An 18,550-nucleotide genomic window follows, 5' to 3' on the forward strand; every position below is an offset into this window, starting at 1 on the left:
GTGTTGATAGTTTGGAAGAGAGTCTAGAACAAATTCAAAAACCATTAGTATCTATTATAACGCCTGCTTTTAATTCAGCGAAATTTATTAATGAAACGATTGAATCTGTTTTAAAACAAACCTATACGAATTGGGAATTAATTATTGTAGATGATGACTCTAGTGATCGAACAGTAGAACAGGTAAAAGAATTTCAAAGATGGGATAGCCGCATTATGTTGATTGAGTTGAAAGAAAATAGAGGTTCTGCTGTGGCAAGGAATATCGCAATGAAAAATGCAAAGGGTCGATATATTGCATTTTTAGATAGTGATGATCTATGGTTACCTATGAAACTAGAAAAACAGCTAAAGTTTATGCAAAAAAACGATATCGCCTTTTCATTTACAAAATATATAAGAATTTACGAAGATGGTTCAGAGACGAAAGCCATCTCTAGGGCACCAAAAAAGGTGAATTATGATTTCTTAATGAAACATTGTGTCATTGGCTGTTTAACCGTTATGTTAGATATACAGAAAATTGGAAGCGTAGAAATGACAAATATAAGAACAAGGCAAGACTATGCTCTTTGGTTGAAACTTACTAGACAAGGTTATATTGCATATGGATTACCAGAAATACTATCCAAGTATAGATTGGTCAAAGGGTCTATATCAAGTAATAAATGGAAAGCAGCAAAACAAAATTGGTATGTATATAGACGTATTGAAAAACAAAACTTATTTAAAAGTATATGGTATTTTTGTAATTACGCTTATACTGGAATAAAAAGTGTTAACAAAAGAAAAGTTGAAAAAGAATATGAGTCAAAATGGCTTCCTCAAAAGCAAGTTACAAAATTATAGCATTTAGTTATAAAAGTAAGTTTTAGTATGGCGGTGGAAAAGTGTTACGTAAAACAAGGAAAATAGTCATAGATATAATTGATTGGTTTCTCTATAAATTTTTAACAACAAAACAAAAAGAAAATATTGCTAACATATTTACCCAGAAGCAGAAACAGGCGATTAAACAGGTAATTAAGCCAGGGAAAAAACAGGCGCAAGTAAAGAAAATAGAAAGAATAAAATACCGCCTAAATAATCTAGGGTTCTCTAAGAAAGCACTAGAAGATTTACATAAGATGTTCCAGCAAGAGGATAATCCGTATTTAAAACGTTTAGCAGCATGGGAACTTGCGGTATATTATGCTAATCAATATAGTGCAAAGACTGCAAGAAAGTCGCTTGAATTTATACCAGAAGCAATTAAGAATACAAAAGATAAGGATCTTAAAAGAAGGGCGGCAATTTTAAAGGCGGAGAATCTTGAAACAATAAATCATATGAAAGAGGCGAAAGAAGTCATTATAAAATCTTTGGCCTCTAATCGGCATGCCGATCTTTATCTTGCTGCTGCAAATCTTGAATCTTCTATTTATAAAAAAGAAGAGTGGTTGAATAAAATATTCGATTTATATGGAATAGCAAACATAAAGATTATGTGTGACTGCGCAACATATTACGATGGAATACGTTCCCAGCTCGATCGAGTAGAATTTATTAAACAAATTAATATGCCCAAAGTAACAGTTATTATTCCAGTTTATAATGCTGAAAAGACGATTACGGTAGCACTGGAATCCATATTAAGTCAGTCATGGACCAATCTTGAAGTTTTAGTAGTGGATGATTGCAGTACAGATAATACAAAAAAAGTTGTAGCTGAATATGTAAAAAAGGATCAAAGGGTAAAGCTTCTTCAAACGGAAGTAAATAGTGGAGCTTATGTAGCGCGCAATATTGCACTTAAAATTGCTACGGGCGAATATGTGACTATTAATGATGGAGATGACTGGTCCCATCCAGAAAAAATAAAAATACAGGTAGAACATTTAATCAGCCACCCGCATATAATAGGCAACTTCTCACAACAGGCGAGAGTAACAGAAGAGCTGAAATTTTATCGTAGAGGAAAACCGGGGATTTATATTTTTCCAAATATGTCATCATTTATGTTTCGTAGACAATCTGTTATGAAGGAGCTAGGATTTTGGGATAGTGTTCGTTTTGCTGGGGATTCTGAATTTGTAAAACGCGTAAAACTTGTATTTGGAGAAAAGTCAGTGGTCCAATTAAAAACTGCTCCTCTAGCATTTCAAAGACAATCCGAAAGTTCACTCACAGGAAATTCCGTTTTCGGGTTTCCGGGCTATTTTATGGGTGCGCGTAAAGAATACGCAGAGGCTCACGAATATTTTCATTTAACAACTGAAAAATATAAATATGAATTTCCTCAAGTTCACCGACCATTTCCAGTGCCAGAACCAATGCTGCCTAACAAAGGAAAATCGGAAGAATCTCGCCATTTCGATGTTATTCTTGCATCGGAATTTCGCTTGTTAGGCGGAACGAATATGTCAAATATAGAAGAAATTAAAGCACAGAAGAAATTTGGACTCCGAACTGGACTCATTCAGATGAATCGCTATGATTTAAACTCAGTAAAAGTAATTAATCCTGAAGTAAGAAAGTTGATAGATGGAGATCAAGTACAAATGCTCAGCTATGGTGAAAAAGTCACTTGTGATTTGCTTATTATAAGACATCCCCCAATTTTAGAAGAATGGCAAAAGTATTTACCGCAAGTAAAAGCAAAAAACGTTCATGTTATTGTCAATCAACCACCGAGGAGAGAGTATAGTACAAAAGGTGAAAGATTATATGATATCAGACATTGTGCGGATCATTTAGGTGAGTATTTTGGCAATCGAGGTATTTGGCATCCGATTGGTCCAAGAATTAGAAAAATACTTAATGAACATCACCAAGAAGAACTACAATCCATCCAATTAGCTGAAAAGGATTGGGTGAACATCATTAATATGGATGAATGGAAGCGGGAAATCAGACCCCATAATGAAAAAACTATTATTGGGCGCCATTCCCGTGATCAGTATGTAAAGTGGCCAAATGATAGAACGGAATTATTGACAATCTACCCTGATTCCAATAAATGTGAAATATATGTAATGGGTGGTGCGAAGTCTGCAAAAAAGGTTTTAGGAGAGATTCCATCCAATTGGCGCATATACGATTTTGGAGAACTAAAGGCCAAAGACTTCTTAAAAAAACTAGATGTTTTTGTATATTATACCCATCCAGACTGGGTGGAGGCATTTGGAAGAGTGATTTTTGAAGCAATGGCAGTTGGGGTACCAGTCATTATCCCGCCAGTTTATAAGGATTTATTTAACGAAGCGGCAATTTATGCAGAACCACACGAAGTTAAAGAGAAGGTGAATCTATTAATAAAAAAACCACATTTCTATGAGACACAAGTAAAGAAAGCCCAGGAATATGTTGAAAACAAGTTCGGCTACACCGTGCATGCCTCTCGGTTGGAGGTTTTCAGGAAATGAATAAACGAAATAATAACATACAGGAATTAATAGAAAAAAAGAAGAACCGGAATGCAGAATTGGAAGCTATCATTCTTCAAAAAAAAGAATTACTTCATCAGAAAGAAATTCAGTATAAGCAATCCAAGCAAAGATTAGACCGAATTAGAACTCAATTTATAAAAGTAAAACAAGGAAATACGGCGAATGTTGCAAGAAGTTTGCGCAGGGTTCTCAAGCGTAACGCTGCATATCTTACCGGAAGAAGAAACAGAAGAGAGCTTTTCGACAAGTCCATAAAGAGGAAAAAAGCAGCTGTTAAAATAAAAAAAGTCAAATACAGTCTATATGAATTAGGATTTAGAAAGAAAGCTTTGGTGGATTTGGAACAGATACTTCGTACAACAGATAATGGTTATCTGAAAAATCTTGCTGCTTGGGAACTTGCTTTATGGCATGCGAATAAATATACGAAAGACGGAGCTAGAAACGCTCTCCATTACCTCTCTTTAGCGACAAAAAAAGAAAAGAGAGTAGATTTTCTGAGAAAAGCAGCGATCATGAAAGCTGAATGTCTTCAAATCTTAGATGATACCGAGCAGGGGAAATATGTAATAGCTAATATGTTAAAGAAACAGGAGCATGTAGATCTATATTTAGCGGCAGCAAACTTAGAGACAAGGTTAGAGAATAAAATCGCATGGATTAATAAAGCCTTTAGTTTAAATAGGATGTCAAGTATTGAGCTAAACCTAGATAGCAACGTGTCACTATATGATGCGTTACGTACAAAGTCGATAAAAAAATGTACGCAAAAGATGCCTCAGATGCCTAAAGTATCCATTATTATTCCTGTATATAACGCTGAATACACGATAAAAACAGCTATGGATTCCATACTGACCCAAACTTGGAGCAATATAGAAGTGTTAGTCGTAGATGATTGCAGTACGGATAACACAGTGAATGTAGTAAATGAATATGTACGAAAGGATTCCAGAGTACAGCTTCTTACAACAGAAATGAATAGTGGTCCGTATGTAGCTCGTAATATTGCTTTGCAAATTGCCAAGGGTGACTTCGTAACGATAAACGATGCGGACGATTGGTCACATGCAGAGAAGATTGAAGTCCAGGTTAAACACCTGTTAGAGAATGAAAGGCTTGTTGCAAATACGTCACAACAAGCACGCCTTACAGAGGACCTTAATTTTTATCGAAGGGGTAAAGCTGGCCAATATACATTTGCTAATATGTCCTCTTTAATGTTCAGGCGAAAAATTGTGATGGAAAAGCTCGGATACTGGGATTGTGTTCGGTTTGGTGCGGATGGGGAATTTAAAAAACGTCTAAAAGAAGTATTTGGTGATTCTGCGGTTGTTGACCTTCAAAATGGACCTTATTCTTTTCAAAGACAATCGAATAGCTCGCTTACTGGGAATTCCGTGTTTGGATATCATGGATACTTTATGGGTGTGCGTAAGGAGTATGCAGATAGTTATCAACATTATCATAAGGTTGCCAAGGATTTATACTACCCATTTCCTATAGAAAAACGTTTATTCCCTGTACCAGAACCGATGTGGCCAATTCGTGAAAAAGAGACATCCGAAAACAAACATTTTGATGTAATTATTGCATCTGAATTTCGTCTTCTAGGTGGTACTAATATGTCTAATATAGAAGAAATAAAGGCACAAAAAATGCTCGGACTCCGAACAGGTTTAATACAAATGTCCAGATATGACTTCCATTCTGAAAAACAAATGAATCCTAAAGTTCGGGAATTGATTGACGGAGATCAAGTCAGGATGCTCAATTTTGGAGAAAAGGTAACTTGTGACGTACTTATTGTCAGACATCCACCAGTTTTACAAGAATGGCAGAAATACCTGCCAGAGATTGCCGCACATAAAGTATGCGTCATTATCAATCAACCACCGAAAAGGGAATATAGTAAAAATGGCCAGGTATTATATGATATCAAACGGTGTGCGAATCATTTGAAAAAGTATATAGGTAAGTCGGGCACATGGTATCCAATAGGTCCGCGTATAAGGGAAACTTTACTAAAACATCATGTACAAGATTTACAATCAATTAAGTTAGCTAACGAGGACTGGATGAATATTATTAATGTAAATGAATGGAAGAGACCCTATTATAAGAGAACAGATAAGATTAAGATTGGTCGTCACTCTCGTGATCAATATGTGAAGTGGCCGAATGATAAAGAACAACTATTAACCATTTATCCGGATTCACCAGAATATGAAATTCACATACTCGGAGGGGCAAAGTCGCCTCAAAAAGTATTAGGGACGCTTCCTGCTAATTGGCATGTAAAAGAATTTGGAGAAGTACCACCTAAAGACTTTTTAGCAAATTTGGATGTGTTTGTCTATTACACGCATCCAAATTGGGTTGAGGCCTTTGGACGAGTCATTTTTGAAGCAATGGCAACAGGAGTGCCAGTTATTCTTCCGCCAAGTTATAAACAACTATTTGGTGAAGCTGCATTATATGCTGCTCCCAATGAGGTAATAGAGAAGATTCATTATCTAATGCAGGATGAAAAAATATATCAGCTTCAAGTTACAAGAGCTTTCCAATATATAGAACAACATTTTGGATACGCCAAGCATGCGCGACGTTTAGAGGATTGCTTTGTTTCTAAGTTAGTAGAAGGGACCTAAAAAGGAAGGGACATTTTCTATGAAAAACTCAGAAGAACAGAAGGATCAATTTGACCTTGAATTGAAAAAGGAAAGTTCGTTATTGCAATCAATAATGGAATTAGAAACTAAAATAAAACACCTAGAACAAGAAACAAAGAAACATCAAAAGGAAATAAGGAATATAGAGAAAAGTACCACTTGGAAATATTCTATACCATTAAGGAAATTAAATAATCTGCTTTTTAAATCGAATGAAAATGACGTTTATCAGTACGAGTTATTAACTAGCACTGAAACACTCAAGGACGAACTAGCTTATTTAAAAGAACAGGTTGAAAAACAACAGCATACTCAATTCTTTAGTAAAATGAAGCAGGCAAAAAATAATGGAGAGATTTTTCACTGCTTAGATGAACTTATCAGACAAAAAAAAGAAAATGACCTATATTATGAAAAAGCATTTAAATATATAGCGAATCTCTTTAAATCTGAACAGCCAGATTACAAAAAATTAGTCTACAATAAATTATTAACAGGGATGTCCATTGATCAAGTTCCAGAAATGTTGATTAGAGCTTGTGATGCCAGCGATTCTATTCAATTGGACCTTAAGCCTTCTTTTCAGGCAAGCTTGTATTTACGAGCCAGACGAAGACAGCTCGGTGAGTTACTGCCAGAATGGATTCTTGATAAGAAGGAACATGGCTACAAATTTATCGACATATTAGGAGTAAAGCGCCCATGGACTTCAACATTATCGTTTAAGATCTCTGACATGGAAAGAAAGAAAGAAATTGTAATAAAACCGGTAGATGGAGCGGGGTCGCGTGGTGTATACTTAGTACTGGACTTTAATAGAATATTAGATATGAAGCGACAAAAGACGCTGGAAAGCTGGGAACAGCTGTTAGAAAGCATGAAGCAGGATATTGCTTTAGGATGGGTAAATCATGATGAATGGTTTATGGAAGAACTTATTCATACGAATGAAGATGATTTTTTCTCAAGCGACATAAAGTTTTATTGTTTTTATGGTGAAATTGCATTAATACTAGAAATAATAAGATATCCAGAATTAAAATATTGCTGGTGGACTGCTAATGGTGATAGGTTTCGTACAGGCAAATATGATGAAGACCTCTATAAAGGTCAGGGTGTTTCAAAAGATGAGATAGAGCTTGCTTCACAAATAAGTATGAAAATACCTTCCCCTTTTATCAGAATAGACTTCTTAAGGTCCGAAAATGGGTTAGTATTTGGCGAATTTACACCTAAGCCTGGTAACTATGATGAATTTGATAGAAACATCGACCGACAATTAGGTAATTACTATCTTGAAGCAGAAGGTCGTTTAATAAATGATTTATTAAATGGAAAACAGTTTAAACAATATAAGCAACTAATTAGTAAATAAATTAAATATTGGTTTGATGGAAAACTTAGGAGGAAGTCCAATGGAAGAAAAAGACGTAGAATGGCTACCACATCTATCTGATGAAATTGTTGCAGATGCTCGTGGATATTTATTAGATGCTTATACAGTAGCCTTAGAAGGTTGGAGACGTGGCTTAACACTTAGATGGCATGTGAAAGATTCGGAAAAGTTCACAGATATGAAAACATGGAATGTCGATAAACCGGGTAAACTTTTTTCTCTGGAATCCAAGGAAAGAAGTCATTTTTTTTTCCGAACAAGAGGGGATAAAGTAACAAACCAAGCGGTTGAAGTCTGTGCAGATAAGGAAAAAACGAAGGATGTACTTTCTAAAATGAACATCCGTGTCCCAAACGGAAAAAGATTTTATGGTGAAGAGCTAAATGAAGCAATTATACAGTATGCAAGTAAAGTAGGATATCCAGTGGTAATCAAACCGGCAGATGGTAGTTTCGGTAGAGGGGTTATATCCAATATCAAAAGTAGAAAAGAATTACTGGATGCTATTAATTATGTGCGAGATGACTTAAAATATCGTGATGTCATATTAGAGGAATATATCCCTGGAGATGAGTTCCGTTTATACGTTGTAGGAGACAAAGTTGTAGGTGCAATCCAAAGAATTCCAGCTCATATTGTTGGGGATGGTAAGCATTCCATTAAAGCATTGGTTGACTTAAAAAATAAAGAAAGAAAGTCGAATCCCCGGCTTATTAGTTGTCCAATTATCATCAATGAAGAAGTAGCTTCTATTTTAAATCAATTGGATTATACCTTGGGTTCTATACCGAAAGATGGGGAACAACTATTCCTCAGCAAAAACAGTAATATTTCCTTAGGTGGTGACCCGGTTGATGTACTAGATGAATTACAACCAGCAATTAAAAAGGTTGCAGTACAAGCAGTACAAGCAGTTGAGGGATTAAATCATGGAGCAGTTGATTTAATTATCAAGCCAAATAAAGAAGCGGTCGTACTTGAATTAAATGCAACAGCACAAATCGGGGGTCTTTTATATCCTGTGAAAGGGAAGTCTAGAGATATTCCAGCAGCTATTATTGATTATTATTTTCCGGAAACCAAATCAATTGCAAATGATAAATCCAAAACGTATTTTGACTTTCATGATGTGCTTAGACCTTTAAACTCAAGAAGTGCAGATGTCACGACGGTTACCCCAGCACAGATGGGTAAACTGTACGCGAAAAAATATACTGTTATCGGAAATGTTCAGGATATCGGTTTCCACCGTGGATTACGTAAACAGGCTTTTGAACATTATTTACATGGTTTCATTTTAAACCTAGAGAATGGAAATATAGAAATTGTCGTAGCTGGAACCGATAAAGAAATGATTGAGGAATTTAAAAATACTATTTGGGAAGATCCTGAAAGAGGACAAGTTCGAGAAGTGCATGAGAGTTTTTGGGATGAGCCTGTCAAAGTTGGCTTCGAAGTGAAAGCTGATTTAAAGACCCAGGTAGAACAACTAAAAAATTTCCAACAGGAGTTAGAAGTTACAGAACACGCTTTAAGAAAAGCCGAATCTAAGAATAAACAATATCATGATAGCTTATCTTGGAAAGTTTCCAAACCGATTCGTCAGCTTGGTGGGCTAATAAAAAATATTAAAAAATAAAGAATGAAAATGTAACTACGTAGGGGGGAAATAAAAAGATGGGCAAGTATAAGCCAATTACGTTACCACAACTTCCGAATGAAGTAACTAGACATGCGAAAAAGACAAGATTATGTGCCTATTCTGTTGCACTTGAAGGTTGGCGTAGAGGATTAAAATTAAAATGGTATACCAAGGATTCAGAGCATTTTAAAACTATGACTGTCTTTGGAGTGAACCCTCCCGGCAGATTGTATTCACTAAGTTCTGACACAAAAACACATTACTTTTTCCGTTCAAGAGGAGACAAGGTTACAAATGAAGCTGTAGAAATTGGCTCAGAAAAGGATGATACCAAGATATGGCTTGAGAAAGCAAACGTTCCTGTTCCTAAAGGGAAAGGGTTTGAAGCAGATGCTACAGATGAGGAAATTTTCGAATATTGTAAAGCACTAGGTTACCCTCTCGTTTTAAAACCTACAAATGGGAGTTTGGGGAATGGTGTCGTTACGGATATTAATACGGACGAAGATTTACAAAAGGCAATTCAATATGTCCGGTACGAATTAGAATATCCAGAAGTTATTGCTGAACAATTTGTATCTGGAAAGGAATACCGTGTCTATGTTGTTGGTGATCAAGTTATTGCAGCCTATAATAGAGTTCCAGCTAATATTATTGGTGATGGTAAACACACGATTGAAGAGCTCATCCATTTAAAAAATAAACAGCGAAAAAAGAATGCAAGACTATATAGTTGCTTGATAGAAATTGATAAAGAGATATTTGATTTCATTCAATCAGCCGGATATACATTTGAAAGTGTTCCGCCTAAGGGTGAACAAATATTTTTAAGACAAAAGACAAATGTTTCCTCTGGTGGGGACCCAATTGATGTTACAGATGAAATGTCTGATGAGTACAAGCAAGTTGCAATAAAAGCCCTTAAAGCAGTGCCTGGTTTAGATCACGGTGGTGTTGATATTATTATAAATAAGGATAGTGGGATAGCCGTAGTCATCGAACTGAATCCTACGGCGCAAATTGGTGGAGCATTATATCCATTAGAAGGAAAATCACGGAATATACCAGCTGCTATTATCGATTATTACTTTCCAGAAACAAAAGGGACAGATACGTCTAGAGCCAAATTCTATTTTGATTTACCAACTGTACTAGAGCCTTTAGAAAATAGGTCAGCAATCGAAGTGGAAGTAAAACCCTATCCAAAGGGTGATATGTATGCCAAAAAATATATTGTTTCTGGTAAAGTTCTAAGACAGAGCTATCATAACTGGTTAAAAAACCAAGCATTAGATAATAACCTACATGGACATATAAAGAAACTAGGTAATAATGATATAGAAATTCTTATTGCTGGAACTAATAAGAATGACGTTGATAAATTCAAAGAAATCATTAAGGGTAGTCCAAATGCAACGGTTAGTCAGATAATAGAAAAAAACTGGAATCGTCCCGTGAAAGTTGGTTTCGAAGTAAGTGAAGCGATTAATGTATCTAATTTGAATTCTGTGTCCGTCACTTTGAAATCCATGGAGAAAGAACTCAAGCAAAAAATGAAACAGATGGAAAGAATAGAAAAGGAAAATAGAAAAATTGTCGCGAGTAGTTCATGGAGGTTTACTGTGCCGATTAGGAGAGTGGGCAGTTTGGTTAAGAAAAAATAAAGGCTAAGTTCATAGAAAATGAGTTATTATAAGGGATAAGCCTAGTTATATGACTAGGCTTATTAATTGTGTGAGGCATGTGTACATTCTTTCGGGCACATCCTGAGCTTTGGATATATAGCTGAAGATATAGAAGTCGAAATTGGGGTAAATATCCCTTATAATCCTATTCAGAGTGATTAGTGCAAGGAGAATATGGCATTTACATAGGAATTAGATGAGAATTTATCACATATGGAACAGCACAAAAAGTAGTGTAAGAGTAGGTCGGAGGTAGTTATATTCATTCTCCTATTGGTTATGATTTGAAGGGATTTTACTACTAAAAAAGGTGGATTTACTATAAATAAAAAGTTTAGTAAGATAAGTGAGAGCGAAAACTATGTTTCTTAGTAATAAAATAGCTTCTAAGTTATAAGTCAAAGATTCGTAAAAAACTTGAATACTGGATTTATTATAATTAGAAGCAACAAAAAGGGGAGTATAGGTTTTGGCAGACACAAAGGTATTAGAAAAGGAAGAGGTAGGGGTTGTTGATACAATCGATAATTCAACTGAATCTATTATCCTATATAAGGGCATTAAACACGATAATGTGAAAGAACTAAAAAGTAACCTTAATAGATTAGGATTTGGAAATTTAAAAGTAGACTTAGTTTTTGGTGACTTTACGGAACAGAAAGTAAAAATGTTTCAAAGTTACTATGGATTAGAAGTGACTGGGGTTGCTGATCTCCCAACACTTGATAAAATAGAAGAGTTGTTGAATAGTCCATATCAACTTCATAAGAGTCATGACAAACTTATTCCCTTGAAGCAAAAATTGAACTGGATAGGTTATGGTAACATTAAGGTAACAAATTATTTTGGTGAGGTTACAGATAGACAGGTGAAAAAATTCCAAAAGGATTATAATTTACCAGTTAACGGAATTCTAGATGATTTAACTATCGCCAAAATTGATGAAACTTTATCAGATATCTACAAACCGGGAAATGAACATGAAGTAATTGCGGAATTAAAGCGAAATTTAAATCGTTTAGGATTTAAAGGGATAAAGGTTTCTGATTCCTATGGTTCTTTTTTAGAAAAAAGGGTAAAGGAATTTCAAAGTTTTTATGGTTTACCTGTAACAGGTCAAGCAAATTATGAAACATTAAATGAAATTAATGATATATTGAATAGCCCACTTCAAATAGGGAAGCGGCATAAAGATACCATTATATTGAAAGAGACCCTTTTTACGTTAGGATATGGATATGTAAAAAACACAAATAAATTTGGTAAAGCTACTGAAAAGGAAGTAAAGAGGTTCCAGAGGGATTATGATTTACCTGAAAGTGGTATTGCAGATAAAGTTACTCTATCTAAGATAAGGGAAGCTATCAATTTTAACGAGAAAGTATCGTATATTCAATACCCGGTGACGTTAGATGAAGCATTAGAGTTACAAATGAACGCGTATCCGCAAATAAGCGATTCTGTGAAGTCATTTAGCAAAAATGCTGAGAAGACGGATGTAGCAGTCTATCTTAATCCAATCACTTTTATAAATGACAAAAAACAAAAATTCCAATTTCTAAACTTGTCCAAAGCCCAGGTGGTAGGTCAAGATGTGCTCAATAAGTTCCTTGATGATAAAGGTAACTTGATGGATTTGGGAACGGCATTCATTGAAGCTGGAGTTAGTAGTAATGTAAATGAATTATTCTTAGTTTCATTAGCTTTAATAGAAACAAATAACGGTTCTTCTATCTTAGCAAAAGGCATTCCAGTTAATAATAAGGGTGAAATTACTTTTGTTAAAGCAGAGGTTAATGGTAAAAAACGAGTTGAACCAGGTGTAACAGATGAGACGGTGAAAGTAGTATATAATATATTGGGAATGAATGATAATCTTATTCATAATATAGATGAAAGTGCGAAGAAGGCTTTTGAAGAAAATTGGGATACCCCGCAAAAGGCGATTATTGGCGGTGCTGAACTGGTTAAAGATAAATTTTTAGGAAGTTATAATACGTTTTATGACATGCGATGGCAGCCAAAAACTATGTCTGAATCTGGAGAACTAGGAGGAGTTGTATCTAAAGATATTGATTGGGCTTCCAAACAGGTCTCCCCAATTTATAATTTATATCAAGAATTGGATTCCTACCATTTATATTTAGATATACCAGTTTATAAAGATCAACCAGAGGTAAAATATAAACGGAGTTAAAATGTAACAAAAAAGTGTCACCAGTAGCTATACTGCTGGTGACACTTTTTTGTTAATAATGGGAATTTACTATGATACAAAGTACTCTTTATCCTGATTTTTAGCCACAATTTCTTCTTCGCCAAGAATTAAGTAATTTAATTCCTTTTCGGGAATCTTATTAAATTCTTTCCGCTTAATAAAGTAAAAGGTTAATCCTATTAAGATCCACACAGCTAAAGCAATTCTAGATTGAATACTTAGATATGCAGGTGAACCTGGAACTAATAGTAGTGCCAAAAATACTAAACTTATTATTGCCCCAGTAGCAGCTACTATTTTTTTAAATGGGGAAACGACATTTTTTCCTGCTATAAAAGTTTTATCCTTTTTCCATTTAAACAATGTAAAGGCTGTGAAACAGGTGTAAAAGTAAGCAATGGTTACCCCTACTGATGACATATCCACTACCCAGGTTAAAGCTTGTCTACCAAACCATGGAGCAAGCATAGCAACTAACACTACGAAAATAATACTAATGTAAGGTGTTTTGTATTTAGGATGTACCTTTGAAAATGACGCAGGCAGTATTTTAGCTCTAGACATAGCAAATAGTAATCGACTGGATGAGAGAATGAATCCAATCAAACCAGTAAATATACCCATGGTCAATGCAGTAACTAAAATAATTAATCCCACTGAACCTAAAACTTCCTGAATGGCTACGCCAGTTCCCCAGAGGTGATTAGCCGCAACTAAATCTTGCCAAGGGTGAGCCATTGATGTTGCCATAATCATTAATGCATACAATACAAATGCAAAAAATATTGCATATATAATTAAGCTAAATGCCTTTTTAGAAGAAAAATTAAATTCCTCCGCTGTTTGTGGTATAGTATCAAATCCTACATATGCCCAAGGCGCAATGGCTAGAATAGATATAATTGCTGCAAATGCAGGGGTTTCTGTCGGGAACAATGGTTGTATACTGGTTATTCCTGTACCTGGTTTGAAACCAATTCCCGTAGTAATGACTACAATGCTAGTTACCATGACCAAACAAAAGATAAATTGTAATCTACCTGACATACCAGAACCCTTAATATTAAAATAGCCAAATATAATTAATGCTACCGAGGCAATAATGATTTCCGTTAAATACACGTCCCAACCAGCAATTTGATAGAGGTGTATATGCTCTATTAATTTTGGGAATATAAATTTAATCATTAATGCAAATGCAGAGGCATTTAAAGCTACAATACAAAGATAACCAAATGTTAAAAACCAAGCACTGATAAAGGAATGCGTTCTTCCTAGACTTATGTAAGCATATGCAAACGCCCCTCCTGAAACAGGGAAACTTTTAATGAGAAATCCATAACTTACTGCAATAATCATCATTAATAAAGCGCCAATTCCTAATCCTATAATGACACCTAATGGACCGGCGCTAGACATCCATGTTGTAGGTTGTACAAAGGCCCCCCATCCAATAGCAGAGCCTAATGCTAATGCCCATACCCAATGTGGTTTTAAAGACTTTTTTAATATAGTTCTCTCTTCCATTCTTTTCTCCTTCTATGTATAAAATTAAATTCTCTATGTGCTGTCATTTAAACAAATGCCATACTTAAATCAATTTACTAAATAATTCTACTATATATATCGACAGAAAAGAATAACGTTGGGATGTCCGTACCAGTTAATTTAGCTTAAAAGAAATATGATTAGTCGAAATATAGTATATTAATCCGAAACTTACCGAAAATATTGACATTTTATGTATTATTCTTTTAAATAATAATTATGTTAAAATGTAATGAGTATGCTTTTTTGTGCTAGCTAAATCTAAAATAAAAGGAAATGTTAATAATGCGCAATGTTTTGCAGATTCTTAAAGAGCAATTTGCTAATTTAGGGTTGATTTTTCGGTTAGCAAAGTATGACATAAAAAGTACATATCAAATGCATTATCTAGGAACTATTTGGCAGTTTTTAAATCCTATTATACAGGTAGCTGCTTACTGGTTTGTATTTGGTATAGGAATTAGGAGAGGACATCCTGTTGGAGATGTTCCATTCTTTATTTGGTTAATTGTGAGTATTGTACCTTGGTTTTTTATCAATTCATCTATTAATCAAGGAGCGAAAAGTATCCAGAGTAAAGTAAATTTAGTTTCAAAAATGAAATTCCCATTTAGTATCTTACCCTCAGTTATTATTGTGAAAAATATTTATAATTTTATGGTGATGTATGTAATTGTTATCGTTATACTTGTAATTAATGATATCTATCCCAATATATATTGGTTACAATTGCCTTATTATTTAATGACATTAATGATATTCCTGTTTGCGGCAAATCTTCTTTTTGCAACGTTATCCATTTTAATTAGGGATATTCAAACAGCAATTAATTCATTTATGAGGATGTTTTTCTTTTTAACTCCGATATTTTGGGTGGCAGATGGTTTACCTGATAAACTTGTTGCCATTCTAAAATTAAACCCTTTTTATTATCTGATCGAAGGTTTTAGGAATATATTTTTCTTGGAAACTTGGTTCTACGAAGATTTAACGTATACGATTTATTTTTGGAGTCTAACGATAATCATGTTGTTAATCGGTTCTTTTATTCATATTAAATTTAAAGATAAATTTGTGGACTACATGTAATTGATGGAGGCAAAGGCAATGGAGCCTAAAATAAAATTAGAGAATATCTCAAAAGTTTTCCATATGTACAATAAACAATCGGATAAACTACTAGAGATATTTACCCCAAAACGAAAAAGAATAAAAAAATCTTTCCTTGCTTTAAATAATATTTCCTTTGAAGTTTATAAAGGTGAAACGATTGGTGTTATTGGTACAAATGGATCTGGTAAATCAACATTATCTAATCTATTGGCAGGTGTCAATCCACCAACATCAGGGAATATGGAAGTAAACGGTGAAGTTTCACTAATAGCTATCAACGCTGGTCTTAAAAAAGAGTTAACGGGTTTAGAGAACATTGAATTAAAATGTCTAATGTTGGGGTTGAATAAGAAAGAAATAGAAAGAATAAAGCCTCAAATTATCGAATTTGCAGAAATAGGGGACTTTGTTTATCAACCAGTAAAAAATTACTCTAGTGGGATGAAGTCAAGATTAGGGTTTGCTATATCTACTCATATCAATCCGGATATCCTTATTATAGATGAAGCCTTATCTGTAGGGGATAAGACATTTTATAAAAAATGTTTGGAAAAAATTGCAGAATTTAAAGCAGAAGAAAAGACGATTTTCTTTATTAGCCATTCAACTGCTCAAATACGCTCCATTTCCGACCGTGTATTATGGCTTGATGGTGGAGAGATAAAAGAGTTTGGGGACGCAGCTGAAGTAATAAATCATTACAATGCATATGTTAAATGGTTTAATAAATTATCCAAGGTAGAAAAAAAACAATATAAACATGAAATAGATAAAAGACGGTCAATAGTTGATAAAGATTTAAGAATGATAGATCAAACAGGAAGTAGAAGACAAATAAGAAATAATAAAAGGAATATTGGCTTCTTCCTACAAATATCAATTCTTTTCTTAATTACTGTTATTAGTGCATTCTTTATGTTTATGGATGAATCACCACTAGCTTATTATAATAGGTTGCTAGATGATAATGAGGACAGAAGAATGCAAGAAGAAGGAAAAAATGATTCGGAAGTAGAAGTTAAGGAGATTAATCATATTGGGACTATAATTTCCCCTAATGCAAAATTATTTTCAGATGTAGAAATGGAAGAGAAAATAACAGTTATGAACTTTGCAACAGGTGTTGAGGTATTAGAGAAAATAGAGGATGCCTACAAAGTGGAGTATAAAGGACAAGAAGGTTTTGTGAAAACAGAGAACGTATCTCTTGAAGAATATGAACCTGTCATTACGGATTATACTATTTACGATTTAAAACAGGTAATCTCGCCATTACTAGAGACATCATATGAGTTCTTTTTGGCTTACTTAGGTGTTGATTATAATATAGTTAAAGCTGAATTAGGTGGACTGACGGAGGAAGGGGAGATAAACGGATTTCAATTTCTAAAATACGGATATGATGATCTTGTATTTACATTTAATTCCGATAAAACTTCTGATAGGATGATTATAGAAAACATTAATGTGGATGATTATTTAATTGATAAGTTATATTCCGAAGCTAGCCTTGTTTCGAAGGATGAAAGTATGTTCTATGTTGCTTTATCGGAATATGATTTAGTTGTGGATATAGAAAATCATGTGATGGAAATAAAATTAAGGCTAGAATAACCAAATACACTTAAGTGTATTTGGTTATTCTTATTTCTCATGACACTTTATAACTTATCCGGAAATGAAGGGAGGCTTTTTACAAGAATATCATCTTTTTTTAATGCTGATTATATTGGTGTAGATTTTCTATTCAATGTAGATGGGACACTACTTTAAATGAGAATGGGAAGTGGTTGAGTCTGGAATGTTATATCAACATACAGATATACACATTGCTCAGTTACATAGGAGTATATTGTGGGAATGGTAGATAGGGCTATTAATTAAAACCAAAGGAGCAACTAGCGTATTTGCCTGGTTCCTCCTTCTTTTAAAAGGTACGTTAATTATTTCTCGCTAAATTAATTTTAAATGAATACATATCAGCCCGGTAGAATGCTTGTTCAAATTCTACAAATCTATCGTTAATATCAACTAGTTTACGGTCTACTTCTAATATGGCTGTATTTCTTGGGACATTTAACAATACAGCATCCTCATTAGATACCTTTCCTGCTCTGATATTTTGTTCAGCTTGTTTTGTGTGAATGCCTAGTTTTAATTCTAATAGATCGTATAAAGTGATATTATTCAAATCAAATTTGTTAATCTTTTCACCTAATTCTAAAGAATAGTAATTATTTTCAATTCCAATAGGTGTTTGATTAGCAAATCGAATTCGTTTGAAATGGAATGCATGAGGCGAGCCTATTATTTTTTGGAGATGAGAAGGAAGCGTAATTTGTTCTGCTTTAATTAATTTTGCACCTGGTTCCATTCCCATTCTTTTAATTGTTTCAGAAGTGCTGCTCAGACTACCTAGCCAATCATTTATCGGTTTTAATGAAATAAAAGTTCCTTTACCCGGTCGTTTTTCTAATACTCCATCATTTACTAATTCATTAATAGCCTGCCGTACAGTACTACGACTAACATAAAATTCATCCATCACTTCACGTTCACTCGGGATTTTATCTTCGTATTTTCCATTTAATATGTTTTTTTCAATTCTTTCTTTCAACTGAACATATAGAGGAATTGAATTATTATAGTCTAATGGCATTTATGGATATCACCTTTACTTTTTTAATATTAATTATTTATTACATTAACATAAATAGATTGAAGATGCTATAAGTACAATGTGAAAAGAAATCTGAAGGATATTTACGAACAATTTAATAACGATGCTTAGTATCTTTCATATGATGTCTTGCTAGCCTATTGAACGAAATAGGTATTTATTTATTCTT

The 18,550-nt window shown here is 34.0% G+C and carries 11 protein-coding genes; 9 read left to right on the forward strand and 2 right to left on the reverse strand.

The window, feature by feature from the left end; genetic code table 11:
• Nucleotides 1–11: 11 nt before the first annotated feature.
• The 7 genes from KI343_RS09895 to KI343_RS09925 all read left to right on the forward strand — a co-directional run bounded on the left by KI343_RS09895 (nt 12) and on the right by KI343_RS09925 (nt 13,019).
• The gene (locus KI343_RS09895) at nt 12–848 is read left to right on the forward strand and encodes a glycosyltransferase family 2 protein (RefSeq protein ID WP_212926262.1); all 837 of its coding nucleotides are present in this window, start codon (nt 12–14) and stop codon (nt 846–848) included.
• 41 nt (nt 849–889) lie between these two features.
• On the forward strand, nt 890–3,403 hold the full coding sequence (locus KI343_RS09900; RefSeq protein WP_212926263.1) for a glycosyltransferase: 2,514 nt from the start codon (nt 890–892) through the stop codon (nt 3,401–3,403).
• Nucleotides 3,400–6,078, forward strand: coding sequence for a glycosyltransferase (locus KI343_RS09905; protein ID WP_212926264.1), 2,679 nt, complete (start codon nt 3,400–3,402; stop codon nt 6,076–6,078). The genes KI343_RS09900 and KI343_RS09905 overlap by 4 nt, the downstream gene beginning before the upstream one ends.
• A gap of 19 nt (nt 6,079–6,097) precedes the next feature.
• Nucleotides 6,098–7,474, forward strand: coding sequence for an ATP-grasp fold amidoligase family protein (locus KI343_RS09910; RefSeq protein WP_212926265.1), 1,377 nt, complete (start codon nt 6,098–6,100; stop codon nt 7,472–7,474).
• A 40-nt stretch (nt 7,475–7,514) separates the two neighbouring features.
• Nucleotides 7,515–9,134 (forward strand): acylphosphatase, encoded by a 1,620-nt coding sequence (locus tag KI343_RS09915; RefSeq protein WP_212926266.1) that lies wholly within the window; start codon nt 7,515–7,517, stop codon nt 9,132–9,134.
• A 38-nt stretch (nt 9,135–9,172) separates the two neighbouring features.
• The gene (locus KI343_RS09920) at nt 9,173–10,801 is read left to right on the forward strand and encodes an acylphosphatase (protein ID WP_212926267.1); all 1,629 of its coding nucleotides are present in this window, start codon (nt 9,173–9,175) and stop codon (nt 10,799–10,801) included.
• 490 nt (nt 10,802–11,291) lie between these two features.
• Nucleotides 11,292–13,019, forward strand: a complete 1,728-nt coding sequence (locus KI343_RS09925) for a peptidoglycan-binding protein (protein ID WP_212926268.1) — start codon at nt 11,292–11,294, stop codon at nt 13,017–13,019.
• A gap of 69 nt (nt 13,020–13,088) precedes the next feature.
• Here the strand turns inward: KI343_RS09925 and KI343_RS09930 are convergent, their stop codons facing one another.
• Nucleotides 13,089–14,567, reverse strand: a complete 1,479-nt coding sequence (locus KI343_RS09930) for an APC family permease (RefSeq protein WP_212926269.1) — start codon at nt 14,565–14,567, stop codon at nt 13,089–13,091.
• Between the two features lie 306 nt (nt 14,568–14,873).
• Here KI343_RS09930 and KI343_RS09935 point away from each other — a divergent pair, with 306 nt between their 5' ends.
• Both KI343_RS09935 and tagH read left to right on the forward strand, forming a co-directional pair.
• Nucleotides 14,874–15,677, forward strand: a complete 804-nt coding sequence (locus KI343_RS09935; RefSeq protein ID WP_212926270.1) for an ABC transporter permease — start codon at nt 14,874–14,876, stop codon at nt 15,675–15,677.
• 18 nt (nt 15,678–15,695) lie between these two features.
• A complete protein-coding gene (gene tagH / locus KI343_RS09940) occupies nt 15,696–17,315 on the forward strand; it encodes a teichoic acids export ABC transporter ATP-binding subunit TagH (RefSeq protein ID WP_212926271.1) in 1,620 nt (539 codons plus the stop codon).
• A 325-nt stretch (nt 17,316–17,640) separates the two neighbouring features.
• On the opposite strand, the gene KI343_RS09945 is transcribed toward tagH, so the two are convergent.
• Nucleotides 17,641–18,360, reverse strand: coding sequence for a GntR family transcriptional regulator (locus KI343_RS09945; protein WP_212926272.1), 720 nt, complete (start codon nt 18,358–18,360; stop codon nt 17,641–17,643).
• Between the last annotated feature and the right edge of the window lie 190 nt (nt 18,361–18,550).

This window comes from Oceanobacillus sp. J11TS1, from assembly GCF_018333215.1.
Taxonomy (GTDB): domain Bacteria; phylum Bacillota; class Bacilli; order Bacillales; family Amphibacillaceae; genus Oceanobacillus.

Excerpts from the sequence above, each read along its gene's own strand:
- KI343_RS09905 (WP_212926264.1), top strand. The coding sequence starts at position 3,400 with ATGAATAAACGAAATAATAACATACAGGAATTAATAGAAAAAAAGAAG.
- KI343_RS09910 (WP_212926265.1), top strand. The coding sequence starts at position 6,098 with ATGAAAAACTCAGAAGAACAGAAGGATCAATTTGACCTTGAATTGAAA.
- KI343_RS09915 (WP_212926266.1), top strand. The coding sequence starts at position 7,515 with ATGGAAGAAAAAGACGTAGAATGGCTACCACATCTATCTGATGAAATT.
- KI343_RS09920 (WP_212926267.1), top strand. The coding sequence starts at position 9,173 with ATGGGCAAGTATAAGCCAATTACGTTACCACAACTTCCGAATGAAGTA.
- KI343_RS09930 (WP_212926269.1), bottom strand. The coding sequence starts at position 14,567 with ATGGAAGAGAGAACTATATTAAAAAAGTCTTTAAAACCACATTGGGTA.
- KI343_RS09935 (WP_212926270.1), top strand. The coding sequence starts at position 14,874 with ATGCGCAATGTTTTGCAGATTCTTAAAGAGCAATTTGCTAATTTAGGG.
- tagH (WP_212926271.1), top strand. The coding sequence starts at position 15,696 with ATGGAGCCTAAAATAAAATTAGAGAATATCTCAAAAGTTTTCCATATG.
- KI343_RS09945 (WP_212926272.1), bottom strand. The coding sequence starts at position 18,360 with ATGCCATTAGACTATAATAATTCAATTCCTCTATATGTTCAGTTGAAA.